Raw genomic sequence first — 26,595 nt, forward strand, 5'->3', positions numbered from 1 at the left:
GCGCGCGGGACGGCGGGTCGGATCAGACGGCGGAGCCGGCCTTCCACTGGTCCCAGCTCAGGTTCCAGCCGTTGAGACCGTTGTCCGGCTGGATCGTCTTGTCGTGCGAGTTCTTCATGATGACGACGTCGCCGGTGATCGAGTGGTCGTAGAACCAGGCGGCCTGGGTGCTGTCGTCGCCCGCGCCCTTGGTGTCGGACAGGCCGACGCAGCCGTGGCTGGTGTTGGCGCTGCCGAAGACGGACTTCGCGCCCCAGTAGTTGCCGTGGATGAAGGTGCCGGACGCGGACAGGCGCATGGCGTGCGGCACGTCCTTGATGTCGTACTCGCCCTTGCCGTCGTCATCCGTGAACCCGACCGTCGCACCGTTCATCCGGGTCTCCTTGTACTTCTCGGAGATCACCATCTGACCGTTGTAGGTCGGGTGCTCGGGGGAGCCCGCGGAGATCGGGATCGTCTTCACGGTCTTGCCGTCCTGGGTGACGGTCATCATGTGCGTGTTCGCGTCGACGGTGGAGACCTGGTTGCGGCCGATCTTGAAGGTGACCGTCTTCTCCTGGACGCCGGTGATCCCGTTGGCGCCCTGGACGCCGTCGAGGTCCATCTTCATGGTGACGGTCGAGTTCTCCTTCCAGTACTCCTGCGGGCGGAAGTCGAGGCGCTGCGAGCCGAACCAGTGCCCGACGACTTCCTGACCGCTGCTGGAGGAGACCGTGATCTTGGCCTGTACGTCCTTCTTGTTGGTGATCGCCTTGTCGAAGTTGATCGACACCGGCATGCCCACGCCGACGGTCGAGCCGTCCTCCGGCGTGTAGTTGCCTATGAAGCTGTTCTTCGGGGAGACGGTGGTGAAGGAGGCGTTCTCGTGCGCCTGACGCCCCTTGGCGTCCGCCGCGGTCGCGGTGATCTTGTACGTGGCCGAACGCTTCAGCGCCTTATCGGGGGCCCAGCTCAAGCCGTCCGCGGATATCTTCCCGTCGACCTTGGCGCCGTCGGCCGAGGTCATCGTCACATCGGTCAGCTTGCCCTCGGCGACACTGACCTTGGTGTCGCTGTTGATCCCGACGTTGGTGGCGCCGTTCTTCGGGGTGATGGTGATCTTGGCGTCGGAGGTGTCCTTCTCGGCGGCCTTGTCGGCCGCCGCCTGCGCCGACGACGAGCTGTCGGCCTTGGCGCCCTTGTCGCCGCCGCCGCCGTTGCAGGCAGAAAGGACCAGTACGCCGCCGAGCACCGCGCACGCCGCCGCGAGACCCTGCTTGCGCCGCTTACTCTCCGTCTTCACACGCTTCTCCATCGTCGCCGTCCCCCCGCGTCATCACGTCTAGAACATCAGACTGCTCTACCCAGTTCCGCAGCGGGGGTGAATGTGGGACACACCACGCGTCGGAGGACGGGTCGGGGCGGGACGGTACAAGATCGCCGAAAGGCGATCCTGTCGCACTGCCCTGCCCCGACCGCCCCCGGCCGGGCGCGTCTGTCGGTCGTAGTCGCCGTCGCTGTCAGTCGTAGTCGTCGTTGCCGTCAGTCGCGGTCGTCGTCAGTCGCGGTCGTCGTCAGTCGTAGTCGTCGCCGTCAGTCGCTGTCGTCGTCAGTCCTCGTCGTTGTCGTCCTCCTCGTCGAGGTCCCACTCCTCGTCGTCGGGGTCGTACCCGACACGCTCGCTGCTCCATGAGGCCTGGACCAGTTCCGCGCCGGGCAGCGCCTCCACGAGGCCGACCGGGTCCACCAGGTAGGCGAGGGCCTCCGCTCCGTCTTCCCGTACCGCCGCCTCGGCATGCGCGCGTTCCTCGGGACGCATCGCCGGATCCTCGGCTACGCGGGTCATCGCGGCCGCCGCCAACTGGTCGGCGTCCGCGATCTCCAGGACCAAATCGACGCGGAGGCGCACATACCGTGATGTCTCTTCTTCGCTCATGCGAGGGAGCGTAGGGCTCAAGTCATCCGCGACTTTCCCGCGACCCGCTGCTTTCACTAGCATCAGCGCATCCCGTCAATTCGACGTACTCGCAAGGGGATCGCTCACTTGTCCGTCGCTCGTCGTCCCCTGCTCACCGCCACCGCGGCGGGGACTCTGCTCTGTGCTCTGTGGTTCGTGCCGTCCGCCAACGCCACGGACGAACACCGCCCCTCCACCGCCCCGGTCCAGTCCGCCTACCGGACCGGTCCGGCCCCCACCGAGGCGCCCCTCGCCCTCGCCGACACCGGTGGCGCCGACACCTCTCCCTATCTGGTCGGCGGCACGCTGTTCCTGGGGCTCGGGGCGGGATGCGTGATGTATTCGGTCCGCCGCTCGAAGCCCTGTTGAGCCCCGCGGTCGTACGGACGTGAAAGGACCGCCCGGGATGCGACGTCCCGGGCGGCCCTTCGCGTACGGCGAGGAGGGGTCAGGCGAGCGGGCCCGTCACCGGCTCCACGGCGGCGACCAGCTTGCCTTCGCGTACGAAGGCGTCCGCGGCGGCCAGGTCGGGGGCGAGGAAGCGGTCCGGGCCCGGGCCCTGGACGCCGGCCGCGCGGGCCGCGGCGATGGCGGCCTGCGAGGCGGGCGCCGGGGTGAGGCCCTTGCGCAGCTCGATGCCGCGGGTCGCCGCGTACATCTCGACGGCGATGATGCGGGTCAGGTTGTCGACGGCGGTACGCAGCTTGCGCGCGGCCGACCAGCCCATGGAGACGTGGTCCTCCTGCATGGCGGAGGACGGGATGGAGTCGGCGGACGCCGGCACCGCGAGCCGCTTCATCTCGCTGACCAGGGCGGCCTGGGTGTACTGGGCGATCATGAGGCCCGAGTCGACGCCGGCGTCGTCGGCGAGGAACGGCGGGAGACCGTGGCTGCGGTTCTTGTCGAGGAGCCGGTCGGTACGGCGCTCGGCGATCGAGCCGAGGTCGGCGGCGACGATCGCGAGGAAGTCCAGGACGTACGCGACCGGGGCGCCGTGGAAGTTGCCGTTGGACTCGACGCGGCCGTCGGACAGGACCACCGGGTTGTCCACGGCGGAGGCCAGTTCGCGCTCGGCGACGGTCAGGGCGTACGCGATGGTGTCGCGGCCCGCGCCGTTGACCTGCGGGGCGCAGCGCACCGAGTACGCGTCCTGGACGCGCGGCGCCTCCTCCTCCTGGAAGTGGCCGGTGAGACCCGAACCCTGCAGTACGGCAAGCATGTTGGCGGCGGAGGCGCCCTGGCCGGGGTGCGGGCGGATGGCGTGCAGCTCGGGCGCGAGCACCTTGTCGGTGCCGAGCAGGGCTTCGAGGGAGAGGGCCGCGGTGATGTCGGCGGAGGTGTAGAGCTTCTTCAGGTCGGCGATGGCCATGCACAACATGCCGAGCATGCCGTCGGTGCCGTTGAGGAGGGCGAGGCCCTCCTTCTCGCGCAGCTCGACGGGTTCGATCCCGGCTGCGGCGAGCAGCTCGCCTGCGGGCTTGACGACCCCGTCGGGGCCCTCGGCGTCGCCCTCGCCCATCAGCGTCAGGGCGCAGTGCGAGAGCGGCGCGAGGTCGCCGGAGCAGCCGAGCGAGCCGTACTCGTGGACGACCGGGGTGATGCCCGCGTTGAGCACGTCGGCCATGGTCTGCGCGACGGAGGGGCGTACGCCGGTGTGTCCGGATGCGACGGTCTTCAGGCGCAGGAACATCAGCGCGCGGACGACCTCGCGCTCCACGCGGGGTCCCATGCCGGCCGCGTGCGAGCGCACGATGTTGCGCTGGAGCTGGGCGCGGAGCTCGGGGCTGATGTGCCGGGAGGCGAGGGCACCGAAGCCGGTGGAGACGCCGTATACCGGCTCCGGCTTGGCGGCCAGCGCGTCGACGATCTCGCGGGCGCGGGCCAGCGCGGTGAGCGCGTCCGCGGAGAGCTCGACCTTCGCGTTGCCGCGGGCCACGGCGATGACGTCCTCGGGGGTGGTCCCGGAGGTCCCCACCACGACAGTGTGCATATCCATATTCAGCACCCTACGGACTGAATCGCCCCCTGTCACTAGCTCGGTCCCGGCGATGCCAGGTGCCCCACAAGGGGCGTGGGGCTGTGCCCGTTGCGCGACTCCGGGTGCCCTACTGGGGGCGCGGGGCTGCGACACGTACGCGGCTCCGCCGCGGCGGGCGCGACCGGACGGCTCCGGGTGCCCTACAGCGGCGCGGGGCTGTGACACGTACGCGGCTCCGCCGCGGCGGGCGCGACCGGACGCTCCGGGTGCCCTACAGCGGCGCGGGGAACTGCGCGACCAGCCCCCACCCGGGCCAGCCCTGCCAAGGGTTCAGCTTCGGCCGCGGAAGCGGCGGCGGTCGTGCGGCGGGGTAGGGGGATTCTCGGCGAGGGCCAGGACCGCCCCGTCCCGCCCCGCCACCACCGGCTTCGCCGACCGCGCCGCCTTCGCCCGGTACTGCGCCGCGTCGGCGAGGCGGAACAGGCGGCGGGCCGAGCGCACCGCGCCGATGGGGTCACCCGTCGAGGCCACCCCGCACGCGACCCCCTCCCCCAGCTCCAACTCCTCTGCCCGCAGGCAGAGTTCCTCGCCCACCGCCACCACGTCGTCCGCGGACGGCCCGACCGCCAGGAGGCAGAACTCGTCCCCGCCCAGCCGCGCCGCCAGCGCACCGGGAAGTTTCGCCCCGCACAGCGAGAGCACCGAGCCGAAGCGTTCCAGGAGCCGGTCCCCCACCGCGTGGCCGAGCGTGTCGTTGACCCGCTTGAGTCCGTTCAGGTCGCAGACCACGAGGCTGACCACCGAGCCGTCCTCCCGGTGCCGCTCGACCGCCTCGTCCAGGCGCATGTCGACCGCCCGGCGGTTGGCAAGCCCGGTCAGTGGGTCGGTGAAGGCGAGGCGGCGTACCTCTTCGAGACGTTCGGTCTGGGCGATCCCGGCCGCCACGACGGAGGCGAGCACGGTCGCGAAGTCCGCGTCCGCCGCATCGAAGACGGGCACACCGACCGGCCGCGCCACATACAGCTCGCCCCAGGCCAGTCCGTGCAGCACGATCGGGGCGACCACACAGCAGCCCCGGCCCCGGCGGCGCAGCGCGGTAACCCGTTCGTGGCAGTAGCCCGCCTCGCCCTCGGGAGGTGCGACGGCGGTCTCGACCCACGCGTTCGGCTCGCCGCCGCCGGCCCATCGCTCGTGCAGGAACTCGGTGATCTCGGGGAACTGGTGCACCGGGTACGTCTCGTCCTCGGGGAACTCCTCCTCCCCGAGGGCCCGTTCACCCTCGTTCACCAGCACACGCAGCCGCCCCAGCTCGCGCTCCCACACCGAGAGCGCGGCGAAGTTCCCGCCGAGCGCGTCCCGCGCGCCGAGCGCCGCGGCGCTCCAGGAGTCACGCGGCGTGTGTGCCGCGGCCATGGCCTGCGCCAGCGAAACCACGGCCCGCAGCCGGGCATCCTCTCCACCCATTCCTCCAGCTTAGGGAGGTTTAGGTAGTTTTGACCCGCGAGAGCGTCGACGCCCCCGTCCGCTCACCCGCCCACCGGCGCATCCCGCCACCCCGCCCGGGTCACTGCCCGGGCCACTGCGGCTTCCGCTTCTCGTTGAACGCGGCCACACCCTCCGCCCGGTCCCCCGAGAACGCCACCGACCGCCACGCCGCGTCCTCGACCTCGAGCCCGGCCCGCAGGTCGAGCCCGTGCCCGAGCCGCATCGCCCGCTTCGCCGCGCGGAGCCCGACCGGCGAGTTGGCCGCCATCCGCCCCGCGAGCGCGAGCGCCTCCGTACGGGCGTCCTCGGCCAGTACGTCGACGAGCCCCAACTCCCTTGCCTCCGCCGCCTCGAGGCGGCGCGCGGTGAAGACCAGCTCGGCCGCGCGGGCGGCGCCGACCCGGCGCGGCAGGAGCTGCGTACCGCCGCCGCCCGGGATGACGCCGACCGACACCTCCGGCAGGCCGACCACGGCGGTCGCGTCGGCCACGATCACATCGCAGGCGAGTGCCAGCTCGAAGCCGCCGCCCAGCGCGAAACCGTGCACGGCGGCGACGGTCGGCATGGGCAGGTCGAGCACGCCGGTGTAGGCGGCGCGGGCGGTGGGCCGCTGGCGTACGAGCTCGGCGTCGCTGAAGGAGTTGCGCTCCTTGAGGTCCGCGCCGACGCAGAAGGCCCGCTCGTGGGTCGAGGTCACCACGGTGACCCGGGCGTCGGGGTCGGCGCCGAGCGCGTCGCAGGCTGCGGCGATGGAGCGGGCCATCTCCGTGGAGACCGCGTTCATGGCCTTGGGCCGGTCGAGCACCAGCTCGGCGACGTACCCCTCGCGCCGTACGACGACGAACTCCCCGAACCGCTGCTCAGCCATGGCAACCCCTCCGTTAACGAACGTTACGTCGGGGCGATCCTAGGCCGTGCCCGCCGGGGCCGGACAGGACGGGTTCCGGGCCGCTACGACAGGTCCTTGACCTCGCGGCGGTGCAGCAGCCAGGGCTCCACCACGCCGAGCCCGCGCACCGGCCGCTGCCACATGGGCTGGAGCGCGAAGCGGTACTTGGCGGCCGGGACGGGCTCCTCGCCCTCCTTCTCGGCGGCCAGCGCGTCCTGCGCGGCCTGCGCCTCGGAGACGGGCGCGTCCCCGGCGCGGGCCAGCTCCTCGGCGAACGCCCCGTCCACCAGGACGGCGTCCTTGGGCGCTATCGAGGTGAGCCGGCTCGCGAGGTTCACGGTGGTGCCGAACACATCGCCCATGCGGGTCGTGACGGTGCCGAAGGCGATGCCCACGCGCAGCGCCGGCATCGTCTCGTCGCCGGCCATCGTCTCGATGAGCCGCAGCGAGATCTCGGCGGCCGTGCCCGCGTCGTCGGCGGCGAACAGGACCTCGTCGCCCAGCGTCTTGATGAGCCGCCCGCCGTGCGCGGCGACCAGGTCGGCGGCGGTGGTCTCGAAGGCCTCGACGAGCTCACCGAGCTCCTCCTCCTCCAGACGCCGGGTGAGCCGGGTGAACCCGACGAGGTCGGCGAAGCCCACCGCGAGACGGCGGTCCACCATCTCCTCGTCGTCGGCCGCCTGCACCACACGCCCCGTCGCGGCGGCCAGCTGGCGCCGCCACACGTACACGAGGAACTCCTCCAGCTCGGGCAGGAGCAGCTCGACCAGCGGATACGTGACCTCGGTGCGGGTCATGCCGGGCTCGGGGGGCTCGGTCAGGCCCTCCAGAAAAGAATCGATCTGCCATTCCGCCAGCCGGGCGGTGGTCTGCCCGGTGGACCGCGCGACCTGCACCGCCATCGGCTCGCTGAGCAGCCCCGCCTCGACCAGACCGGCGAGCCGGCGCAGGGCCAGCACATCGGCCTCGGTGAGCGCCTTGGCCTGCCCGATGTCGGCGAACCCCATGGCCCGCCAGAACCGGGAGGCGAGCTCCATCGACACACCTGCGGTACGGGCCGCCTGGAACGGTGTGTAGCGGCGGTCGGCGCCGAGGATGAGCTGCTCGAGCCGGATGGCGAGCGGATCGTCGGTGGGCTCGGCGGTGTGGTCGACGGCGTGGTGCGGGGTCGGATACGCGGACGACGCCGGTTCGGCGGGGGTGCGGGAGCTGCCCGAGGTGGTGCCGGAGCCGTCGCCGGTGTCGCCACCGTCCTCCGCACCGGACCGTGTCTCGTCGACGGTCACCGGCCGCCTCCTGCCCGTTGCCTGCGCACTGCCCTGCCGATCTGTCGCTGGATCGGGCTCCACGATACGGCAGGTGTGCCGTAGCTCACGTCGCGGGAGCGTGTCCCGGCCAGGGCTTACGGTGCGTCCGGCCGCAGGTGGACGATGTCGCCCGCCGCCACCGGGCGCTGCACGCCCTCTTCGGTGGCCAGGACCAGGCGCCCGTCACCGTCGACGGCCACCGCCTCGCCCCGTACCGACTGCCCGCCCGGGAGCTCCGCACGCACCGTGCGGCCCAGCGTCGCGCAGCCCGCCGCGTACGCCTCCTGGAGCCCGGATCCGGCGGGGTCGCCCGCGGCCGCGCGCCAGGTCCCGTACCACTGCTCCAGTGAACGCAGTACGGCCCGCAGCAGGGTGTCGCGGTCCGTGGAGACGGCTCCGGCGAGCGCGAGGGAGCCCGCGCCGGGCACGGGGAGCTCGTCCGCGCGCAGCGTCACATTGAGGCCGATGCCGACGACCACGCCGTCCGTGCCGGCGCGCTCGGCGAGGATGCCGCCCGCCTTGCGCTCCTCCCCGTCCACCGTGACAAGGAGGTCGTTGGGCCATTTCAACGCGGTGTCGACGCCCGCGGCCCGCGCGAGCCCGGTCGCGACCGCGACGCCGGTGAGCAGCGGCAGCCATCCCCACCGCTCCACCGGGACCGCGTCGCCCGGCTTGAGCAGGACGGAGAAGAACAGCCCCGAGCGGGCCGGCGCCGACCAGCGCCGGTCCAGGCGCCCGCGCCCCGCCGTCTGTTCCTCGGCGACCAGGACCGCCCCTTCGACGTGCGCGTCCGCCTTCGCCGCGAGATCGGAGTTGGTGGAGCCGGTCGCCGTGACCACGTCCAGGGAGGTCCACAGCGCGTCCGGGCGCAGCAGGGCGCGGCGCAGGGCGGTGGCGTTCAGGGGCGGCCGGTCGAGGTCGGACCAGCGGCTGTCGGAAGCGTCCGGGGGTGTCATGCAGCCAGGTTAGGCCGCAATTGCAAGGCCCCCCGGGTGTGGCCAACGCCGCACTGCCGAACCGTATCCGCACCACTACCCTACGAGTCAGTAGCCAGCCTACGAGTCCGTAGCCACCCCGTGACCAGGCAGGGAGCCGCATCCCGATGTCCGAGCCGGAAAACGCCCAGAGCGACGCCACCGTCGACGTCCACACCACCGCCGGAAAGCTCGCGGATCTTCAGCGCCGCATCGACGAGGCGACCCACGCCGGCTCCGCGCGTGCGATCGAGAAGCAGCACGCCAAGGGGAAGCTGACGGCCCGTGAACGCGTCGAACTGCTCCTGGACGAGGGCTCGTTCGTCGAGCTCGACGAGTTCGCGCGACACCGCTCGACCAACTTCGGGATCGAGAAGAACCGCCCGTACGGGGACGGTGTGGTGACCGGCTACGGAACGGTCGACGGCCGCCCGGTGTGCGTGTACTCGCAGGACTTCACCATTTTCGGCGGCTCGCTCGGCGAGGTGTACGGCGAGAAGATCGTGAAGGTCATGGACTTCGCGATGAAGACCGGCTGTCCGGTCATCGGCATCAACGACGGTGGCGGCGCCCGCATCCAGGAGGGCGTGGTCGCGCTCGGCCTGTTCGCCGAGATCTTCCGCCGCAACGTGCACGCCTCAGGGGTGATCCCGCAGATCTCGCTGATCGTCGGCCCGTGCGCGGGCGGCGCGGTGTACTCGCCCGCGATCACCGACTTCACGGTGATGGTCGACCAGACCTCGCACATGTTCATCACCGGGCCCGACGTCATCAAGACCGTCACCGGTGAGGACGTCGGCTTCGAGGAGCTGGGCGGCGCCCGCACCCACAACACCACGTCGGGTGTGGCGCACCACATGGCGGGCGACGAGAAGGACGCGATCGAATACGTCAAGTCCCTTCTCTCCTACCTCCCTTCGAACAACCTGAGCGAGGCGCCGGCCTTCCCCGAGGAAGCCGACCTGGACACCTCGGACGAGGACCGCGAGCTGGACGCCCTCATCCCGGACTCCGCGAACCAGCCGTACGACATGCACACGGCGATCGAGCACGTCCTGGACGACGCTGAATTCCTGGAGACCCAGGCCCTGTTCGCGCCGAACATCATCACGGGCTTCGGCCGCGTGGAGGGGTTCCCGGTCGGCATCGTCGCCAACCAGCCGATGCAGTTCGCGGGGTGCCTCGACATCGACGCGTCCGAGAAGGCCGCGCGCTTCGTGCGCACCTGCGACGCCTTCAACGTCCCGGTCCTGACCTTCGTGGACGTGCCCGGTTTCCTCCCCGGGGTCGACCAGGAATACGGCGGCATCATCCGGCGCGGCGCCAAGCTGATCTACGCCTACGCCGAGGCGACGGTACCCCTGATCACCGTCATCACGCGCAAGGCGTTCGGCGGCGCGTACGACGTCATGGGCTCCAAGCACCTGGGCGCGGACCTCAACCTGGCGTGGCCGACGGCGCAGATCGCGGTGATGGGCGCGCAGGGCGCGGTGAACATCCTGCACCGCCGTACGATCGCTGCCGCTTCGGACCAGGAGGCGACCCGGGCCGAGCTGATCGCGGACTACGAGGACACGCTGCTCAACCCGTACATCGCGGCGGAGCGGGGGTACGTGGACGCGGTGATCATGCCGTCGGAGACCCGCGCCCATGTCGTGCGGGGTCTGCGTCAGCTCCGTACGAAGCGGGAATCGTTGCCCCCCAAGAAGCACGGCAACATCCCCCTCTAACCCCTCCGACCCCCTGAGTTCTCATCCCTGAGTCAGGAGCCGCTGTGATCAAGGTAGTTCGGGGCAACCCGACCCCGGAGGAGCTGGCCGCCGCGCTCGCGGTGGTCCAGGCGCGGGCCGCGGCGACGGCGTCCGCGGCGCCGGGCGCCCCCCGGCCGCCCGAGGGCTGGTCCGACCCGGCCCGCATCGCCCACCACGCCCTGCCCCGGCCGGGGGCCCGCGCATGGGCCCGCACGTATTGGCCGTCTTAGGCGCTCGATTGACCCCGGGGTCGGCCCTCGCGATCGCCCCGGGCTTTGGCCGTCGCAGGACTTCGATCGCCCCCGGGTCGGCCGTCGTAGGCCCTCGATTGCCCCCGGGTGACCCCGGGCCCGCTCCAGGGTCCGGGTGCCGCGCCCTGGCCGGTCGCCCAGTTCCCCGCGCCCCTGACTGCTCGATGCCGGGTGGCACGCGTACCTTCAGCCGGTCCGGCGGTTGAGGACGAGCGCCTTTCGGGCGCGAACGGGGTCTGGGGCGGAGCCCCAGGAGTCTGTACCTCAGCCCCGTTTCCCCCCGGAGGGTTTCGGGAAGGGGCGGGGTGGGGCATCCCCCGGGGTCTGGGGCGAAGCCCCAGGGGCCCGGCTGTCGGCTGCGGACCGTGCCCGCGTCTCGCGCAGTTCCCCGCGCCCCTGTAGGGCACCCCGCACCGAGCAGTCGCCCAGGCCACGGCGGAGCCAGTAGGGCATCCCGCAACGAGCAGTCGCGCAGACCCTGGCGGAGCCGGTAGGTCACCTCGCACCGAACGGTCGCGGCAACCCTGGCGGAGCCAGTAGGGCACCCCGTGCCGAGACGTCACGCTTACCCCGGCGGAGCCGGTAGGGCACCCGGAGTCGGACGGGGTCGGGTCCGCCGGGGTGGGGCTGGGCAGGACGGGCGGGGTGGAGTGAGTACCCGTACTCAGGCGCCGCGAGAGGGACCCGCCGCACTATCGGTTGCATGCTGTGGTCAGATCCCAAGAACGAACCGCCCAAGGAACTGCGCGACGCGCAGGCGATGATGCGCCGGGCGGGGCTCTTCCTCGCCCTCGCCATGGTGATCGCGATGATCGTCGTCGGGCTCCACTGAAGCCCGCGGGGCCAGACGCCTACGATGGCGCCCATGACTGCTCAGCGCCGCCTCGTCCTCGCCTCCCAATCCCCCGCCCGGCTCGGACTGCTCCGGCAGGCCGGGTTCGCGCCCGAGGTGATCGTCAGCGGCGTCGACGAGGACGCCCTGACCGCGCCGAGCCCCGCCGAACTCGCCCTCGTACTCGCCGAGGCGAAGGCCGACGCCGTGGCCGCCCGCCCCGAGGCCGCCGGCGCCCTGGTCATCGGCTGTGACTCCGTACTCGAACTCGACGGCCAGGCCCTCGGCAAGCCCGCCGACGCCGAGGACGCGACGGCCCGCTGGAAGTCGATGCGCGGCCGGTCCGGCGTGCTCCGGACCGGGCACTGCGTCATCGACACGGCGACCGGCGAGCGCGCCGCGCGCACCGCGTCGACGGTCGTACGGTTCGGCGAGCCCACCGACGCGGAGATCGCGGCGTACGTGGCGAGCGGTGAACCCCTCTACGTGGCGGGCGCGTTCACGCTCGACGGCCGCTCCGCGCCGTTCGTCGACTCCATCGAGGGCGACCACGGAAACGTCATCGGCCTCTCGCTGCCGCTGCTGCGCAAGCTGCTCGCCCAGCTCGGGCTCTCGGTCACCGACCTCTGGGCGTAAGGGCCTCGGGGCGACAGGCGGCGTCAGGCGGCCGCCGGCGTCCCGCCGGGGGCGTCGCCCGGCCCCGGCTTCGACTCGGGCTCGGGCTCCGGCGCCGGGCGCTCCTGCACGTACGCAAGCAGGACGAAGACCAGCAGCCCGAACACGACCATCAGGGAAGCGAACGCGGACCAGCCGACCAGGCCCTTCAAAAACGCGGCGAGCACCGCGTGCACCACCGCGCAGGCGATGAGCGCGATGCGTGCGACCCGGCCGGGCGCGCGGTCGCGTACGCCGATGATCAGCAGCAAGACCCCGCACACCACGAGAAAGAGCCCGAGGAGCCCGCCCGCGACCCACGCGCCGTTGGAGATCGCCTTCGGGTCGATGCCCGCGAGGGACATGTGCTGACTGGCCGCGAACCTGCCCAGCACCCAGTTGACGAAGACGATGCCGCAGGCCTCGGTGAAGAGAACGAGCGCGGCCACGATGGCGATCAGTCGTCGCAGCACGGCACGACCCCCTGTTACCCCTAGTACGGCTGTGGCGCGCACGCTACTAACGAGTAATGGTTCGTACAAGGGTCTGGGCGGTAACGGGTGGCCGCCACGCGGCCGAGCGCCCCGCGGCACGGCGTCCCGGACGCAAAGAATCTTCGGGCCCTTCGTAGGGACCCCACAAAGAAACGCAGGGACCTGCTGGGGCCCGGGACAGAGACCTTGACCACACCCCACCGCTACTGTGCGGTACGGGAGCCCGGCGTACCGTGGTGCGACAAGGGATTTCGCGACTTGAGCGCGCCTCGAATCACACTCCGTGTGGGCAAGCTCACCATTGGGGACGGGTCGTAAGCCAGTGTGCGGCTTCCCTAAACTCAGCTTGTTTCAAGGAGGGAGCCATCGTGCGCAAGGTGCTCATCGCCAACCGAGGCGAAATCGCTGTCCGCGTTGCCCGGGCCTGCCGGGATGCCGGAATCGCGAGCGTAGCCGTCTACGCCGATCCGGACCGGGATGCACTGCATGTCCGGGCAGCGGACGAGGCATTCGCCCTGGGCGGTGACACCCCGGCGACCAGCTATCTGGACATCGCCAAGGTGCTCGCGGCCGCGGCCGACTCGGGGGCCGACGCGGTCCACCCGGGTTACGGATTCCTTTCCGAGAACGCCGAGTTCGCCCAGGCGGTGCTCGACGCGGGTCTGACCTGGATCGGCCCGCCGCCGCAGGCCATTCGCGACCTCGGCGACAAGGTGGCGGCCCGTCACATCGCCCAGCGCGCGGGTGCCCCGCTCGTCGCGGGTACGCCGGACCCGGTCTCGGGCTCCGACGAGGTCGTCGCGTTCGCCCGCGAACACGGCCTGCCCATCGCGATCAAGGCCGCCTTCGGCGGTGGCGGCCGCGGTCTGAAGGTCGCCCGCACCCTCGAAGAGGTGCCGGAGCTCTACGACTCGGCGGTACGCGAGGCCGTCGCGGCGTTCGGCCGTGGCGAGTGCTTCGTCGAGCGCTACCTCGACAAGCCGCGTCACGTCGAGACCCAGTGCCTGGCCGACTCCCACGGCAACGTGGTCGTCGTCTCCACGCGTGACTGCTCGCTGCAGCGCCGCCACCAGAAGCTGGTCGAGGAGGCCCCGGCGCCGTTCCTCTCGGAGGCCCAGAACGCGCAGCTGTACGCCGCGTCCAAGGCGATCCTGAAGGAGGCCGGCTATGTCGGCGCGGGCACCGTCGAGTTCCTCGTCGGCGCCGACGGCACCATCTCCTTCCTGGAGGTCAACACCCGCCTCCAGGTCGAACACCCGGTCACCGAAGAGGTCACCGGCATCGACCTGGTCCGCGAGATGTTCCGCATCGCCGACGGCGAGGAGCTGGGGTACGGCGACCCGGTCATGCGCGGCCATTCCTTCGAGTTCCGCATCAACGGCGAGGACCCGGGCCGCGGCTTCCTGCCGGCGCCGGGCACGGTGACGCTCTTCGCGCCGCCGTCCGGTCCTGGCGTACGCCTCGACGCGGGCGTCGAGTCCGGCTCGGTCATCGGCCCCGCGTGGGACTCGCTGCTCGCCAAGCTCATCGTGACGGGCGCGACCCGTGAGCAGGCGCTCCAGCGGGCGGCGCGTGCGCTGGCTGAGTTCACCGTGGAGGGCATGGCGACCGCGATCCCCTTCCACCGCGCGGTCGTCGTCGACCCGGCGTTCACCGCCGACCCGTTCACCATCCACACCCGGTGGATCGAGACGGAGTTCGTCAACGAGATCCCGGCGTTCACGGCGACGGCCGACGCGGACACGGACGAGGAGCCGGGGCGCGAGACGGTGGTCGTCGAGGTCGGCGGCAAGCGTCTTGAGGTCTCCCTGCCGTCGTCGCTGGGCATGACGCTGGCACGTACGGCCGCGGCGGGGGGCGCGAAGCCGAAGCGCCGCGCGGCGAAGAAGGCGGGCTCCGCCGCTTCCGGCGACACGCTCGCCTCGCCCATGCAGGGCACGATCGTGAAGGTGGCGGTCGAGGAGGGGCAGGGGGTCAAGGAGGGCGACCTCATCGTCGTCCTGGAGGCCATGAAGATGGAGCAGCCGCTCAACGCGCACCGCGCGGGGACGGTCAAGAGCCTCTCGGCGGAGGTCGGTGCGTCCGTGTCCTCCGGCGCGGTGATCTGCGAGATCAAGGACTGATGCGCTGACGCGCAGCGGAGCCCCGGTCGCCGATGCGGCCGGGGCTCCTGCCGTTCGGCATAAGGGGCGCGGGCCCACCTCGCGGATCCGCGCACGTCCTGCCGTTCGGCTTACGGGGCGCGCGAGCCCAGCTCACGGTTACGCGCACGTTCGGCTCACGGCGCGCGAGCCCACCTCACGTATCCGCGCACCGTCCCGCCCACGGGCCGACGGGCCCACGGGCCGACGGGCGCGCATGGCGCCGCCTCCGGCTTTTGAGGCGCAAAAAAAGGGGGGGGGTGGGCCGGCCCGCAGACGGACCCGCCCATCCCACCCCCCAAGGGCCCGGTGTCACCCCTCCAGGAGGGAGAACAGCCTTTCCCAGCGAGCGACGATCTTGTCGGTGGAGTAGCGCTGGATGTTCACGCGGGCGGCGTCGCCCATCCGGTCGCGCAGATCCTTGTCGGCCATCAACTTCCCGAGCTGACGGGCGAGTTCAGGAGTGTTGCCGGGAGGCGCGAGGAGGCCGTCCTCGCCGTCGGTGATGATCTCGTGGACGCCCGGGGCGACATCGAGCGCGACGCAGGGCACGGCCGTCGCCATGGCCTCCATCAGCGCCAGCGGAAAGCCTTCGCCACGAGAGCTGAGCACGAAGAGCGAGCTGTCCCGCAGAGCGCCGGGGACGTCGTTGGTGCGCCCCATCCACTCGACGGAGGACTCGATACCGAGGTCCGCGGCCTGTTGGCGCAGCGCGGCCTCTTCAGGTCCCGCGCCGAAGATGCGCAGGGTCCAGTCGCGGTGCTCGGGGGCGACCAGCGACCATGCCTCCAGGAGCAGATCGACGCCCTTCTCCTCGTGCAGCCGGCCGATGCTGACCACGGTCTTGGTCTCGCGGCGCGAAGGCGTCTCGGGGAAGAACGGCAGCGGGTTCGGCATGTAGCCCGCGTTGTCCATGCGCTGGCAGATCCAGAGGTCCGCGTCCTCGCGGGTCAGCGCGAGCATGCGGTCGACATCGGCGTAGTAGCGCAGCACCCGCTGGAACCGGGAGGACTTGCGGCAGGTCTCGAAGGACTCGTGGCTCATGCCGACCACGGTCACGTTGGAGGTGTCGGCCAGGGCCACCCACTCCATCGCCCAGACCTGCGTGACGACGACGACCGTCCCGGGCGGGGCCGCCCGGAACATCGCGGTCAGCTTGGCGGCCTGCTGGCGCATGCCGGCGTCCCGCGCGGACCGGCGGCGCTGCTCCGGGATGTCGAGCCGGTCCTTGAGGCCCCGCGCGGCCTTCACGCTGGGCGGGTGCACGTCGTACAGAGTGGCCGTCCGGTACGGCAGGTCGTCGCCGAACTCCTGCGCCCGGCCCTCGGGGGCCGGGACGATGCCGACGATCTGCACCCGGTGGCCGCGTTCACTGAGGAGGCGGGCCAACTGGTGGGACCAACTGGTGATGCCGCCCATCTCGTTCATGCTGTTCGAGACGAAGATGATGTCCCGGGTCACGGCCGCGGCCGGGTCCTGGGGCAGCGCGCCGGAGGTCGCGGACTGGGTTGCGGTCTGCTGGGACATCAACGGCTCCACTTGACGAAGAACTGATCGACGATGCTCTGGGCGGCGTCGCCCGTGTCGTACTCGCCGAACCGGTCGACGAACCGCCGCCGCGCCGGGGCGTGTTCGAGCGCCTGGGCATCGAGGGATTTCACAGCACCGTAGAACTCCTCCTCGGTGGTGACCACCGGTCCCGGAGCCTCCTCCTTGAGGTCGAAGTAGGTGCCGCGGCTTTCGTGCGCGTACTCGTCGTAGTCGTACGCGAAGAAGAGCATCGGGCGGTCGAGGAGCGCGTAGTCGAACATCACGGAGGAGTAGTCCGTGATCAGGGCGTCCGCGAGTTCCATGATGGGGCCCACGTCGTGGAGGTCCGACACGTCGATGACGCTGCCGCGCACCGTCGGCGGCAGCACCACGTGGTTGAGGTAGTGCGCGCGCACCAGCAGGACGTAACGGTCGCCGAACTCCTCCGCGAACCGGGCCACGTCGAAGGGCAGCTCGAACTGGCGCCGGCTGCCGGTGCTGCGCCGGAACGTCGGCGCGTAGAGCAGCACCTTCTTGTCGGCGGGAATACCGAGCTGGGCGGCGAGCGGGCCGCGCTCGACGGAGCCTTCGGCAAGCTCACGCCGGCGCAGCCGCACCAGCGAGTCATTGCGCGGATAACCCACCCGCAGCAGCATCTTCTCCGGCAGCCGGAACGCCTTGGCCAGCGTGCGCACATCGTGCTCGGAGCGGACGACGAAGCGGTCGAACCGGTCCAGTGCCGCCTGCTGCTCCTGCTGCTGGGCCCTGGTCATCGTCTTGAGCTCGGCGAGGTCGAAGCCCATGCGCTTGAGGGCCGAACCGTGCCAGGTCTGGATGTACGTCGTCTCGGGACGCTTGGCGAGCTTCAGCGGGAAGCCCTGGTTGTCCACCCAGAACTCGGCCTGGGCCAGCGCCTTGAGGTAGGGCAGCGACCAGCGCCGCACCAGGGTGGCGTCCTTGGGGAAGTCCTTCGGGCTGCCGGTGTAGGACCAGATCGCCTCGAAGTCCAGGCCGCGCCTGCGCATCTCCTCGTAGACGGCGCGCGGGCTGTCGCTGTACTGCCGTCCCATGTGGGACTCGAAGACGACCGTGCGCTTCTTGACCGGGAGGCGGCTGAAGGCCTCGTTGTAGACGCGGAGCTTGGTGTCGCCCGAGGTGAGCGTCTTGCGCAGCGACTTCGCCTTGCGGTAGCCCGACTTGGCGAGAGCGCCCGGCTTGCCGCGCAGGCCGCGGTCGATGAATTCCTGCACCCGCTCGCCGGTCTGGCTCTCGGTGACCAGCCGGAAGGAGAGGTGTCCCTTGGCGGAGACATGCGGTTCCAGGTGGTCGGCGACCATGCGGGTCAGCCTCGGCCGCACCGGCAGGGCGCCCCGCGACAGGTCCGTGTCGCCGACGGTGAGCCGGGTGGTCGTGCTCTTCCCGCCCACCTCCAGGGTCAGGCGTACGTCCCAGACGGTGTCCACGATGCCGAGCGGGCGCAGGTCGGCCGTGAGGGCGGCCTCGGCCTCCCAGTGGATGCTCTGGCCGTCGTGCCGCAGCGACCGCACGGGGAAGCTGAACGACTGGAGGCTGCGGCGCCGAGCCGTGAACAGGAGATTCCCCGTCACCTGGGCGTCGGCCGGGACGATGCCCAGCGGGTTGACGATTTCGCCGGCCATCCGCACGGTCTGACCGGCGGTGGAGAAGTCGGTGAGCTGGTTGCGCAGGTACATCTGGTTCAGCGGCTTGTCGTGATAGCCGAGATCCGTCACGTCCAGCACCGCGCGGCCGAACTCGTCGTCGAGGTGCTCGGCACACCAGTAGATCCTGCCGTCACGCTCGGCGAGCGGGGAGGAGATCTTGGCGCGATGCGTCAGGGTGTCGACGGCCGGGATCAACCGCTCCCAGTCGCCCTGCTGCAGCAGATAGGCGCAGATCGCCTGGATGGGCAGGACCTGCGAGTAGGCCGCCGGGTCGAGGGTCGCGAGGTAGTCGTTGGCCAGTTCGGCGAATTCGCGCCGGTACGCGTCGTCACGGAACGGCAGATCGCGCAGGTGCAGCACCAAGTCGTGCTTGAGGAACTTGACGTCCTTGGCGAACTTCAGGCCGTCCGCGCCGTGTTCGGCCAGCAGCGCGTCGATGCGGCGGTGAATCTCCAGACGGTGCACGAAGTTGGTCATCTCGTGCCGGCTGTTGGTCACGGACTTATTGGCGGCCTGTTCGTGCACGTGCCAGAAATAGACCTGGTTGGGAATGAGAGTGATGCTCTCCGCAGCCAAGTAGGCCTCGGCTATGAACATCAGGTCCTCGTAGTACATCCCCTTGGGGAAGCGCAGGTCATTGTCGAGGAGGAATTCACGCCGATAGCACTTGTTGGTGGACAGCGTGTCCCAGACGAAGAGGTCCGGCAGGTCCGCGACGGAGGTGAGGGTGCGCGTGGTCGAGTAGAGCCAGGAGTACCACTCGTCGCGCTTCTGATTGCGCGAGTCCTTGTGCAGGCGCACACAGAGGCCGGAGACGATGTCGGAGCCGGACTCCTCTGCGGCCTCGAACAGGTTGCGGCAGGCGTTGCGCTCAAGAACGTCATCGCTGTCGAGGAACATCACATAGCGCCCCGAAGCCTGCTGGATGCCCAGGTTGCGGGGTTCACCGCCGGCGCCGCTGTTCTCCGGGAGCTGGAACGCCCGGACACGGTCACTGTGCGTGGCGGCCAGTTCCTGCGCGACCTGGAACGACGCGTCGGTGCTGCAGTCGTCGACTATCACTACTTCGACATTCCGCAGCGTCTGGTCGAGCACAGACTGGACTGCGCTGGGCAGCCGTTCGGCGTCATTGTAGACGATCACCACTACGGAGATGTCCGGCACAGCAACCTCAACCCTCGCTCTGGATAACTCTTGCTCTTGAAAGATATCCGCATGACGCACGCGCCATGGCGGCCGGAGGTGCGGAAGGGTCCGAAATCGAGCGGTATGTCCCCGTTGCACAGCATCTACACATACCGGGACCGCTCGATAACGCCCTGTTACCGTCGCCCCAGTTCCCTGGTGATACGGGCCACTCGGGGGTCCGCGGACCCCATCGACGCGCCCCTCGGCCATAGGATGTCACTCCCTACGCGCCGCATCATTCCACAGGGGGGCAAATGTATCTAAACGATCACTACATAACCGACCCGCCGGATTGCGCGTGTGATGTCGACGACTACTTCGAATCGCTCGCCCATCACCCCGATTGTTATGGCTTCGCGGGGCCGAGGGACCAGCAGACACAGCAGACACGGCAGCGGGAAAATCTCGGCGGCGCGCCCTTTACTGGCTAATGCCCCGTCGTAGCCGTACCGCAATCGCAATTCGCCATCGGTATCTGCATTGCTATTGGTATCGGCATGTATCGGCATCGGTATCGGCATCGGTATCGGCATTGGCAGCGGTACCGGCCTCGGCATCGGCAGGCAGGCAGGCAGGCAGGCAGGCAGGCAGGCAGGCATAACCGACCACCGATCGGTCAGGCGGCGCCAGAGAACTGGTGGGCGGTGACAACGTCATGACGGGCTCAGGGTGGCCCGGCCGCTGCGCACTCGCGGGTGGCATGCTGGAGGCATGGCAGGCAACCGCAGCGCGACCACCCGGCCTCTGCGGGCCGACGCACGGCGCAACCACGACCGCCTGCTCGCCGTCGCCCGCACGGCGTTCGCGGAGCGCGGCGCGGACACCTCCCTCGACGACGTGGCCCGCCGGGCCGGCGTGGGCATCGGCACCCTGTACCGCCACTTCCCCACCCGGCACGCCCTGCTGAGCGCGGTCTTCCAGGGCGAGGTCGACGTACTGCTCACCCGGGCACGGGAGTTGCTCGACGCCGAGCAGCCCTGCACCGCGCTCATCGAATGGCTGCGCGCCATCATCACGCACGCCGGGGTGTACCGCGGACTCGCCCGGGCCCTCATGTCCGCGTCGGGCGACGCGAGTTCGGCCCTGGCGCGGTGCAGCGAGCCGATGCGGGAGGCGGGCGACGCCCTGCTCGTACGGGCCCGTCAGGCCGGTTCCGTACGCGCCGACGTCACCATCGCCGACCTCATGCAGCTGACCAACGCCATCGCGCTGGCCGCCGAACAGACCCCGGACGACCCGGAGTTGGCCGACCGGCTGCTCGCCCTCACCTACCGGGGCCTCAAGGGCTAGCGCCGAGGGCCGTTGGGGCCAAGGTCCGGAAGAGCCGGGGCCGGGAGGGTCGGGGCTCGCCTGCGTCTAGCGTCGACGCAGGTCCGCCACCCTCGCCCGTTCCGCGGAGCCCTGCGGTTCGCCCATCCCCGGCGCGCTGCGCAACTGCGGTCCCGTACCCGGTGCGTGGGTGCGGCGCTGGCCCGGCAGCGGCATGTCGCGGCGCGGTGGACGGCCGGGCGCCGTCTCACCGGAGGGCGCGCCCGAAGAGCCCGCCACGGCGATCTGGACCCCTTGGTCGGCGAGGGCCTGGAGCTCAGTGGCGGCCCGGTCGTCGTGGCCCGGGGGTTCGTCGGTGACGAGCCGGGTGATCACGTCCGTCGGCACCGTCTGGAACATGGTGTCGGCGCCGAGCTTGGTGTGGTCGGCCAGGACCACGACCTCCGCCGCCGCCTGGACCAGGGCCCGGTCCACGCTCGCGGAGAGCATGTTGGAGGTGGACAGGCCGCGCTCGGCGGTCAGGCCGCTTCCGGACAGGAAGGCGCGCGACACTCTGAGGCCCTGGAGGGACTGCTCGGCTCCGCTGCCCACGAGGGCGTAGTTGGAGCCGCGCAGGGTGCCTCCGGTCATGACGACCTCGACCCGGTTGGCGTGGGCCAACGCCTGGGCCACCAAAAGGGAGTTGGTGACGACGGTCAGGCCGGGGATCCGCGCGAGCCGGCGGGCCAGCTCCTGCGTGGTCGTCCCCGCGCCGACCACAATGGCCTCGCCCTCTTCGACGAGACCGGCGGCGAGGTCGGCGATGGCCGTCTTCTCCGCGGTGGCTAGATGGGATTTCTGCGGGAAGCCGGACTCGCGGGTGAACCCGCCCGGCAGTACCGCACCGCCGTGCCGGCGGTCGAGGAGTCCTTCGGCCTCCAGCGCCCGCACGTCCCGCCGTACGGTCACTTCGGAGGTCTGGACGACACGGGCGAGCTCACGGAGCGATACCGCCCCGTTGGCGCGCACCATTTCGAGGATCAATTGGCGACGTTCTGCAGCGAACACGGAACTGACAGTAACCTGAGCGGCCGAATCTTCTCAGCAGTTTCCGCCGAATAACGGAAGATGCACCCAAAGGGGGTCACCGAGTGGTATAGGAGCCCCGGATGCTTCCGTGGTCCCGTACCGCGCTCGCCAACCCCCTGGCCCACCAGGGGAGTTACGCCTCTCCGGCCTTCTTGCGGGTGTGCAGCTGGCGGGCCACCTCGGCGATCGAGCCCGACAGCGACGGGTACACGGTGAACGCGTTCGCGATCTGTTCCACCGTGAGGTTGTTGTCGACGGCGATCGAGATGGGGTGGATCAGTTCGCTGGCGCGCGGCGCGACGACACAGCCGCCGACGATGATGCCGGTGCCGGGGCGGCAGAAGATCTTCACGAAGCCGTCCCGGATGCCCTGCATCTTGGCGCGCGGGTTGCGCAGCAGCGGCAGCTTGACGACCCTGGCGTCGATCTTGCCCGCGTCCACGTCGGCCTGCGAGTAGCCGACGGTGGCGATCTCCGGGTCGGTGAAGACGTTGGAGGAGACGGTCTTCAGGTTGAGCGGGGCCACCGCGTCGCCCAGGAAGTGGTACATCGCGATGCGGCCCTGCATGGCGGCGACCGAGGCGAGCGCGAAGATGCCGGTCACGTCGCCGGCCGCGTAGACGCCGGGGGCGGAGGTGCGCGAGACCTTGTCGGTCCAGATGTGGCCGGACTCCTTCAGGCGTACGCCCGACTCCTCCAGGGCCATGTTCATGGTGTTGGGGATCGCGCCGACCGCCATCAGGCAGTGGGTGCCGCTGATGACGCGGCCGTCGGAGAGGGTGACCTCGACGCGGTCGCCGACGCGCTTGGCGGACTCGGCGCGCGAGCGGGCCATCACGTTCATGCCGCGGCGGCGGAAGACGTCCTCCAGGACGGCGGCCGCGTCCGGGTCCTCGCCGGGCAGCACGCGGTCGCGGGAGGAGACGAGGGTGACCTTGGAGCCGAGCGCCTGGTAGGCACCGGCGAACTCGGCGCCGGTGACGCCGGAGCCGACCACGATGAGCTCCTCGGGCAGCTCGTCCAGGTCGTACACCTGCGTCCAGTTGAGGATCCGCTCGCCGTCGGGCTGCGCGTCGGGCAGCTCGCGCGGGCTGCCGCCGGTCGCGATCAGGACGGCCTCGCAGGTGAGGATCGTCTCGGTGCCGTCGGCGGCCGTCACGATCACGTCGCGCGTGCCGTCGATGCCCTGGGGCCCGGCGAGCCGGGCGCGGCCGCGCATGACGCGGGCGCCCGCTCGCGTCACGGAGGCGGTGATGTCGTGGGACTGGGCGAGCGCGAGACGCTTGACGCGCCGGTTGACCTTGCCGAGGTCCACACCGACGACCCGGGCGGACTGCTCGTCGGGCGGGGTGTCGTCGGCGACGAGGATGCCCAACTCCTCGTACGAAGAGTCGAAGGTCGTCATCACCTCGGCCGTCGCGATCAGGGTCTTCGACGGCACGCAGTCGGTGAGCACCGACGCCCCGCCCAGACCGTCGCAGTCCACGACGGTCACCTCCGCACCGAGCTGGGCGCCCACCAGGGCCGCCTCGTATCCGCCCGGTCCGCCACCGATGATCACGATCCGCGTCACGAAAAAGTCCGCCTCGTAGTGTCGATCCCGGCCATGCCTGCCCGCCCGGCCGGGGGTTCCGGGGCGGGGCCCCGGGGGAACGCAGTACGTACCTCATTGTCCCGCACGCTTCAAGTGTCTTCGCCCCGGGGGCGCCATTCGGCCGTCGTGACGGATCACGGCGCCGCCCCGGTGCGGACGGGCGGCGCGAAGTGCCCCCGCGGGCCACTGTCGTACCCTCGACACCATGTCGCTCTACGCCGCGTACGCCGGCAACCTGGATCCGCGGCTGATGACCCGCCGCGCCCCGCACTCCCCGCTGCGCGGCACCGGCTGGCTCAACGGCTGGCGCCTGACGTTCGGCGGGGAGCAGATGGGCTGGGAGGGCGCCCTCGCGACGATCGTCGAGGCACCCCGCTCGCAGGTCTTCGTCGCCCTGTACGACATCGCGCCGCCCGACGAGGAGTCGATGGACCGGTGGGAGGGTGTCGGGCTCGACATCTACCGCCGGATGCGGGTGCGGGTGCACACCCTGGACGGCGAGGACGCGGCCTGGCTGTACGTCCTGAACGGGTACGAGGGCGGTCTGCCCTCGGCCCGCTACCTCGGCGAGCTGGCCGACGCGGCCGAGTCCGCGGGCGCGCCGCACGACTATGTGATGGAGCTGCGCAAGCGGCCCTGCTGAGCCTTGCCGCAGGTCACCGACGCCCGGCCGCAGCCATGTGGCCGGGCTTTCGTGTGAAGCCACAAACGGATCGGACAGTTCCGTTATCCTGCACATCTACGCGCGTAGGACTTCAGCGGCTACGCTCGTGCGCGTACTTCTTCTTTACCGGGGGAAAACCCCCCGGACCCGGCCGGACAGACACCGGGCGGGACGACGTTCCTTCGCGAGGCGAGAGACCCAGTGAACGCATCTGCCATCCCGGACCTGCTCCAGGACGACCCCCACGCCGCCGCCGACGCCGCCGCCGCGCGCCTGCGTGAGCTCACCGGCGCCGAGACCCACGACGTCGCCCTGGTGATGGGCTCCGGCTGGGCCCCCGCCGTCGACGCCCTCGGCACCCCCGAGGCCGAGTTCCCCGTGACCGAGCTGCCCGGCTTCCCGGCGCCGGCCGTCGAGGGCCACGGCGGCAAGATCCGCTCGTACAAGATCGGCGCCAAGCGCGTCCTGGTCTTCCTCGGCCGTACGCACTTCTACGAGGGCCGCGGCGTCGCCTCCGTCTCGCACGGTGTGCGCACCGCCGTCGCCGCCGGCTGCAAGACCATCGTGCTGACCAACGGCTGCGGCGGTCTGCGCGACGGCATGCGCCCCGGCCAGCCGGTCCTCATCAGCGACCACATCAACCTGACGGCCACCTCGCCGATCATCGGCGCCAACTTCGTGGACCTCACCGACCTGTACTCGCCGCGCCTGCGCGCGCTGTGCAAGGAGGTCGACGAGACGCTGGAAGAGGGCGTCTACGTCCAGTTCCCCGGCCCGCACTACGAGACCCCGGCCGAGATCAACATGGTCCGCGTGCTCGGCGGCGACCTCGTCGGCATGTCCACCGTGCTCGAAGCCATCGCCGCCCGCGAGGCCGGCGCGGAGGTCCTCGGGATCTCGCTCGTCACCAACCTCGCCGCCGGCCTGACCGGTGAGCCGCTCAACCACGAAGAGGTGCTCCAGGCCGGCCGCGACTCGGCGGCACGCATGGGCGAGCTGCTCACGCGGGTACTCGACCGTATCTGAGCGGCACGCATGGGCGAGCTGCTCACGCGGGTACGCGACCGTATCCGAGCGGCACGCATGGGCGAGCTGCTCACGCGGGTACGCGACCGTATCCGAGCGGCACGCATGGGCGAGCTGCTCACGCGGGTACTCGACCGTATCCGACCCTTCGAAGAGCCCCCGAGGCCCTTTGAACGCCCCTTGAACGCCCTTCCCGAAAGGCTGACAACGTGACGCAGGATCTGATCGCGCGGGCCAAGGCCTGGCTGGCCGAGGACCCCGACGGCGAGACGCGCGACGAGCTGGCCAAGCTCATCGAGAGTTCGGCCGACGCCGAGCACGCCGCGGAACTGGCCGCGCGGTTCAGCGGCACGCTCCAGTTCGGCACCGCCGGGCTCCGCGGCGAGCTGGGCGCGGGCCCGATGCGGATGAACCGCTCCGTCGTGATCCGCGCCGCCGCAGGACTCGCCGCGTACCTGAAGGCCAAGGGGCAGGGTGACGGGCTCGTCGTCATCGGTTACGACGCCCGCTACAAGTCGGCGGACTTCGCGCGGGACACCGCGGCCGTCATGGTCGGCGCCGGGTTGCGCGCGGTGCTGCTGCCCCGGCCGCTGCCCACGCCCGTACTCGCCTACGCCATAAGGCACTTGGGCGCCGTCGCCGGCGTCGAGGTGACGGCGAGCCACAACCCGCCGCGGGACAACGGCTACAAGGTGTACCTCGGCGACGGCTCGCAGATCGTGCCCCCGGCCGACGCGGAGATCGCCGCTGAGATCGCCGCCGTCGCCTCGCTGCACGACGTACCGCGCCCCGAGAGCGGCTGGGAGGTGCTCGGGGACGAGGTCCTGGACGCCTATCTGGCGCGTACGGACGCGGTGTTGACCCCCGGGTCGCCGCGCACCGCGAACGTCGTCTACACGGCGATGCACGGCGTCGGCAAGGACGTGCTGCTCGCCGCGTTCGCGCGGGCCGGGTTCCCCGAGCCGGTGCTCGTGGCCGAACAGGCCGAGCCCGACCCGGCGTTCCCGACGGTGGCCTTCCCCAACCCGGAGGAGCCGGGCGCGATGGACCTGGCGTTCGCCACGGCCCGCCGCGCGGAGAGCCGGGACGGCGGGGTGGATCTCGTGATCGCCAACGACCCCGACGCCGACCGCTGTGCGGCCGCCGTCAAGGGCCGTGACGGCGAGTGGCGGATGCTGCGCGGCGACGAGGTCGGCGCGCTGCTCGCCGCCCACCTGGTCGCCAAGGGCGTGACCGGCGTCTTCGCCGAGTCGATCGTGTCGTCCTCGCTGCTCGGCCGCATCGCCGAGGCCGCCGGGCTCGGCTACGAGGAGACACTCACCGGGTTCAAGTGGATCGCCCGCGTCGAGGACCTGCGCTACGGCTACGAGGAGGCGCTCGGCTACTGCGTCGACCCCGAGGGCGTGCGCGACAAGGACGGCATCACGGCCGCCCTGGTCTTCGCCGAGCTCGCCTCCGTCCTGAAGGAGCAGGGCCGCACGGTCCTCGACCTCCTCGACGAACTGGCCCTGGCGCACGGCCTGCACGCCACCGACCAGCTGTCGGTCCGCGTGGAGGACCTCACGGTCATCTCCAACGCGATGGCGCGCCTGCGCGAGCAGCCGCCGACCGCGCTGGCCGGCCTCGCGGTGACGAAGGCCGAGGACCTCAACGAGGGCACCGAGCACCTGCCGCCCACCGACGGTCTGCGCTACTACCTGGAAGGCGCCCGCGTGATCGTGCGCCCGAGCGGCACCGAGCCGAAGCTCAAGTGCTACCTGGAGGTCGTCGTGCCGGTCGGCTCCGCCGACGAGCTGGACGCGGCCCGCGCCAAGGGCGCCGAGCTGCTCGCCGGCATCAAGAAGGACCTGGCGGCGGCCGCCGGCATCTGACGGACGCGCGC

Annotated in this window: 22 protein-coding genes; 10 read left to right on the forward strand and 12 right to left on the reverse strand. The window is 70.9% G+C overall.

What is annotated here, in order from left to right:
- Window positions 1-22: 22 nt before the first annotated feature.
- Window positions 23-1,294, reverse strand: coding sequence for an Ig-like domain-containing protein (locus tag AB0D31_RS11655; protein ID WP_362720373.1), 1,272 nt, complete (start codon window positions 1,292-1,294; stop codon window positions 23-25).
- Window positions 1,295-1,588: 294 nt separating this feature from the next.
- Window positions 1,589-1,915, reverse strand: coding sequence for a hypothetical protein (locus tag AB0D31_RS11660; protein ID WP_362720376.1), 327 nt, complete (start codon window positions 1,913-1,915; stop codon window positions 1,589-1,591).
- Between the two features lie 108 nt (window positions 1,916-2,023).
- Here AB0D31_RS11660 and AB0D31_RS11665 point away from each other — a divergent pair, with 108 nt between their 5' ends.
- Window positions 2,024-2,305 (forward strand): hypothetical protein, encoded by a 282-nt coding sequence (locus tag AB0D31_RS11665; protein WP_362720379.1) that lies wholly within the window; start codon window positions 2,024-2,026, stop codon window positions 2,303-2,305.
- A gap of 79 nt (window positions 2,306-2,384) precedes the next feature.
- Here AB0D31_RS11665 and hutH read toward each other — a convergent pair whose 3' ends face one another.
- The 5 genes from hutH to AB0D31_RS11690 all read right to left on the reverse strand — a co-directional run bounded on the left by hutH (window position 2,385) and on the right by AB0D31_RS11690 (window position 8,551).
- A complete protein-coding gene (gene hutH / locus AB0D31_RS11670) occupies window positions 2,385-3,926 on the reverse strand; it encodes a histidine ammonia-lyase (protein ID WP_362720444.1) in 1,542 nt (513 codons plus the stop codon).
- Between the two features lie 318 nt (window positions 3,927-4,244).
- Window positions 4,245-5,378, reverse strand: a complete 1,134-nt coding sequence (locus AB0D31_RS11675; protein ID WP_362720382.1) for a sensor domain-containing diguanylate cyclase — start codon at window positions 5,376-5,378, stop codon at window positions 4,245-4,247.
- 100 nt (window positions 5,379-5,478) lie between these two features.
- Window positions 5,479-6,267 (reverse strand): enoyl-CoA hydratase-related protein, encoded by a 789-nt coding sequence (locus AB0D31_RS11680; RefSeq protein ID WP_362720384.1) that lies wholly within the window; start codon window positions 6,265-6,267, stop codon window positions 5,479-5,481.
- An 83-nt stretch (window positions 6,268-6,350) separates the two neighbouring features.
- Entirely contained in the window at window positions 6,351-7,574 is a 1,224-nt protein-coding gene (locus tag AB0D31_RS11685; RefSeq protein WP_362720387.1) for an adenylate/guanylate cyclase domain-containing protein, read from the reverse strand.
- A 116-nt stretch (window positions 7,575-7,690) separates the two neighbouring features.
- Window positions 7,691-8,551: a biotin--[acetyl-CoA-carboxylase] ligase gene (locus AB0D31_RS11690; RefSeq protein WP_362720389.1), complete on the reverse strand. Its 861-nt coding sequence runs from the start codon at window positions 8,549-8,551 to the stop codon at window positions 7,691-7,693.
- 146 nt (window positions 8,552-8,697) lie between these two features.
- Between AB0D31_RS11690 and AB0D31_RS11695 the strand changes: the two genes are divergently transcribed.
- The 4 genes from AB0D31_RS11695 to AB0D31_RS11710 all read left to right on the forward strand — a co-directional run bounded on the left by AB0D31_RS11695 (window position 8,698) and on the right by AB0D31_RS11710 (window position 12,039).
- Window positions 8,698-10,299, forward strand: a complete 1,602-nt coding sequence (locus AB0D31_RS11695; RefSeq protein WP_362720391.1) for an acyl-CoA carboxylase subunit beta — start codon at window positions 8,698-8,700, stop codon at window positions 10,297-10,299.
- A 44-nt stretch (window positions 10,300-10,343) separates the two neighbouring features.
- Window positions 10,344-10,550, forward strand: a complete 207-nt coding sequence (locus AB0D31_RS11700) for an acyl-CoA carboxylase epsilon subunit (RefSeq protein ID WP_362720393.1) — start codon at window positions 10,344-10,346, stop codon at window positions 10,548-10,550.
- 724 nt (window positions 10,551-11,274) lie between these two features.
- Window positions 11,275-11,403: a hypothetical protein gene (locus AB0D31_RS11705; RefSeq protein ID WP_362720396.1), complete on the forward strand. Its 129-nt coding sequence runs from the start codon at window positions 11,275-11,277 to the stop codon at window positions 11,401-11,403.
- 24 nt (window positions 11,404-11,427) lie between these two features.
- On the forward strand, window positions 11,428-12,039 hold the full coding sequence (locus AB0D31_RS11710) for a nucleoside triphosphate pyrophosphatase (RefSeq protein WP_362720398.1): 612 nt from the start codon (window positions 11,428-11,430) through the stop codon (window positions 12,037-12,039).
- Between the two features lie 23 nt (window positions 12,040-12,062).
- Here AB0D31_RS11710 and AB0D31_RS11715 read toward each other — a convergent pair whose 3' ends face one another.
- Window positions 12,063-12,530 (reverse strand): hypothetical protein, encoded by a 468-nt coding sequence (locus tag AB0D31_RS11715; RefSeq protein ID WP_362720401.1) that lies wholly within the window; start codon window positions 12,528-12,530, stop codon window positions 12,063-12,065.
- A 389-nt stretch (window positions 12,531-12,919) separates the two neighbouring features.
- On the opposite strand from AB0D31_RS11715, the gene AB0D31_RS11720 reads away from it, so the two are divergent.
- Window positions 12,920-14,674, forward strand: coding sequence for a biotin carboxylase N-terminal domain-containing protein (locus AB0D31_RS11720; RefSeq protein ID WP_362720404.1), 1,755 nt, complete (start codon window positions 12,920-12,922; stop codon window positions 14,672-14,674).
- Between the two features lie 330 nt (window positions 14,675-15,004).
- Here the strand turns inward: AB0D31_RS11720 and AB0D31_RS11725 are convergent, their stop codons facing one another.
- Window positions 15,005-16,120: a glycosyltransferase gene (locus AB0D31_RS11725; RefSeq protein ID WP_362720447.1), complete on the reverse strand. Its 1,116-nt coding sequence runs from the start codon at window positions 16,118-16,120 to the stop codon at window positions 15,005-15,007.
- Window positions 16,121-16,218: 98 nt separating this feature from the next.
- On the reverse strand, window positions 16,219-19,068 hold the full coding sequence (locus tag AB0D31_RS11730; RefSeq protein WP_362720407.1) for a bifunctional glycosyltransferase family 2 protein/CDP-glycerol:glycerophosphate glycerophosphotransferase: 2,850 nt from the start codon (window positions 19,066-19,068) through the stop codon (window positions 16,219-16,221).
- A 735-nt stretch (window positions 19,069-19,803) separates the two neighbouring features.
- Between AB0D31_RS11730 and AB0D31_RS11735 the strand changes: the two genes are divergently transcribed.
- The gene (locus AB0D31_RS11735; protein WP_362720410.1) at window positions 19,804-20,382 is read left to right on the forward strand and encodes a helix-turn-helix domain-containing protein; all 579 of its coding nucleotides are present in this window, start codon (window positions 19,804-19,806) and stop codon (window positions 20,380-20,382) included.
- A gap of 66 nt (window positions 20,383-20,448) precedes the next feature.
- On the opposite strand, the gene AB0D31_RS11740 is transcribed toward AB0D31_RS11735, so the two are convergent.
- Together AB0D31_RS11740 and AB0D31_RS11745 are read right to left on the reverse strand one after the other, a co-directional pair.
- On the reverse strand, window positions 20,449-21,408 hold the full coding sequence (locus tag AB0D31_RS11740) for a DeoR/GlpR family DNA-binding transcription regulator (protein ID WP_362720412.1): 960 nt from the start codon (window positions 21,406-21,408) through the stop codon (window positions 20,449-20,451).
- Window positions 21,409-21,562: 154 nt separating this feature from the next.
- Window positions 21,563-23,002 (reverse strand): NAD(P)H-quinone dehydrogenase, encoded by a 1,440-nt coding sequence (locus AB0D31_RS11745; RefSeq protein WP_362720414.1) that lies wholly within the window; start codon window positions 23,000-23,002, stop codon window positions 21,563-21,565.
- 226 nt (window positions 23,003-23,228) lie between these two features.
- Here AB0D31_RS11745 and AB0D31_RS11750 point away from each other — a divergent pair, with 226 nt between their 5' ends.
- The 3 genes from AB0D31_RS11750 to AB0D31_RS11760 all read left to right on the forward strand — a co-directional run bounded on the left by AB0D31_RS11750 (window position 23,229) and on the right by AB0D31_RS11760 (window position 26,584).
- The gene (locus AB0D31_RS11750; RefSeq protein WP_328310567.1) at window positions 23,229-23,666 is read left to right on the forward strand and encodes a gamma-glutamylcyclotransferase; all 438 of its coding nucleotides are present in this window, start codon (window positions 23,229-23,231) and stop codon (window positions 23,664-23,666) included.
- Between the two features lie 222 nt (window positions 23,667-23,888).
- Window positions 23,889-24,713, forward strand: a complete 825-nt coding sequence (locus tag AB0D31_RS11755; RefSeq protein WP_362720417.1) for a purine-nucleoside phosphorylase — start codon at window positions 23,889-23,891, stop codon at window positions 24,711-24,713.
- 209 nt (window positions 24,714-24,922) lie between these two features.
- The gene (locus AB0D31_RS11760) at window positions 24,923-26,584 is read left to right on the forward strand and encodes a phospho-sugar mutase (RefSeq protein ID WP_362720420.1); all 1,662 of its coding nucleotides are present in this window, start codon (window positions 24,923-24,925) and stop codon (window positions 26,582-26,584) included.
- Window positions 26,585-26,595: the final 11 nt, after the last annotated feature.

The organism is Streptomyces sp. NPDC048361, assembly GCF_040651795.1.
Taxonomy (GTDB): Bacteria; Actinomycetota; Actinomycetes; order Streptomycetales; family Streptomycetaceae; genus Streptomyces.

Bases quoted from the DNA above. Each gene is read 5' to 3' on its own strand.
- AB0D31_RS11705 (WP_362720396.1), top strand. From the start codon at position 11,275: ATGCTGTGGTCAGATCCCAAGAACGAACCGCCCAAGGAACTGCGCGAC.
- AB0D31_RS11660 (WP_362720376.1), bottom strand. From the start codon at position 1,915: ATGAGCGAAGAAGAGACATCACGGTATGTGCGCCTCCGCGTCGATTTG.
- AB0D31_RS11695 (WP_362720391.1), top strand. From the start codon at position 8,698: ATGTCCGAGCCGGAAAACGCCCAGAGCGACGCCACCGTCGACGTCCAC.
- AB0D31_RS11675 (WP_362720382.1), bottom strand. From the start codon at position 5,378: ATGGGTGGAGAGGATGCCCGGCTGCGGGCCGTGGTTTCGCTGGCGCAG.
- AB0D31_RS11655 (WP_362720373.1), bottom strand. From the start codon at position 1,294: ATGGAGAAGCGTGTGAAGACGGAGAGTAAGCGGCGCAAGCAGGGTCTC.
- AB0D31_RS11750 (WP_328310567.1), top strand. From the start codon at position 23,229: ATGTCGCTCTACGCCGCGTACGCCGGCAACCTGGATCCGCGGCTGATG.
- AB0D31_RS11690 (WP_362720389.1), bottom strand. From the start codon at position 8,551: ATGACACCCCCGGACGCTTCCGACAGCCGCTGGTCCGACCTCGACCGG.
- AB0D31_RS11735 (WP_362720410.1), top strand. From the start codon at position 19,804: ATGGCAGGCAACCGCAGCGCGACCACCCGGCCTCTGCGGGCCGACGCA.
- AB0D31_RS11680 (WP_362720384.1), bottom strand. From the start codon at position 6,267: ATGGCTGAGCAGCGGTTCGGGGAGTTCGTCGTCGTACGGCGCGAGGGG.
- AB0D31_RS11710 (WP_362720398.1), top strand. From the start codon at position 11,428: ATGGCGCCCATGACTGCTCAGCGCCGCCTCGTCCTCGCCTCCCAATCC.
- AB0D31_RS11725 (WP_362720447.1), bottom strand. From the start codon at position 16,120: ATGAACGAGATGGGCGGCATCACCAGTTGGTCCCACCAGTTGGCCCGC.
- hutH (WP_362720444.1), bottom strand. From the start codon at position 3,926: ATGCACACTGTCGTGGTGGGGACCTCCGGGACCACCCCCGAGGACGTC.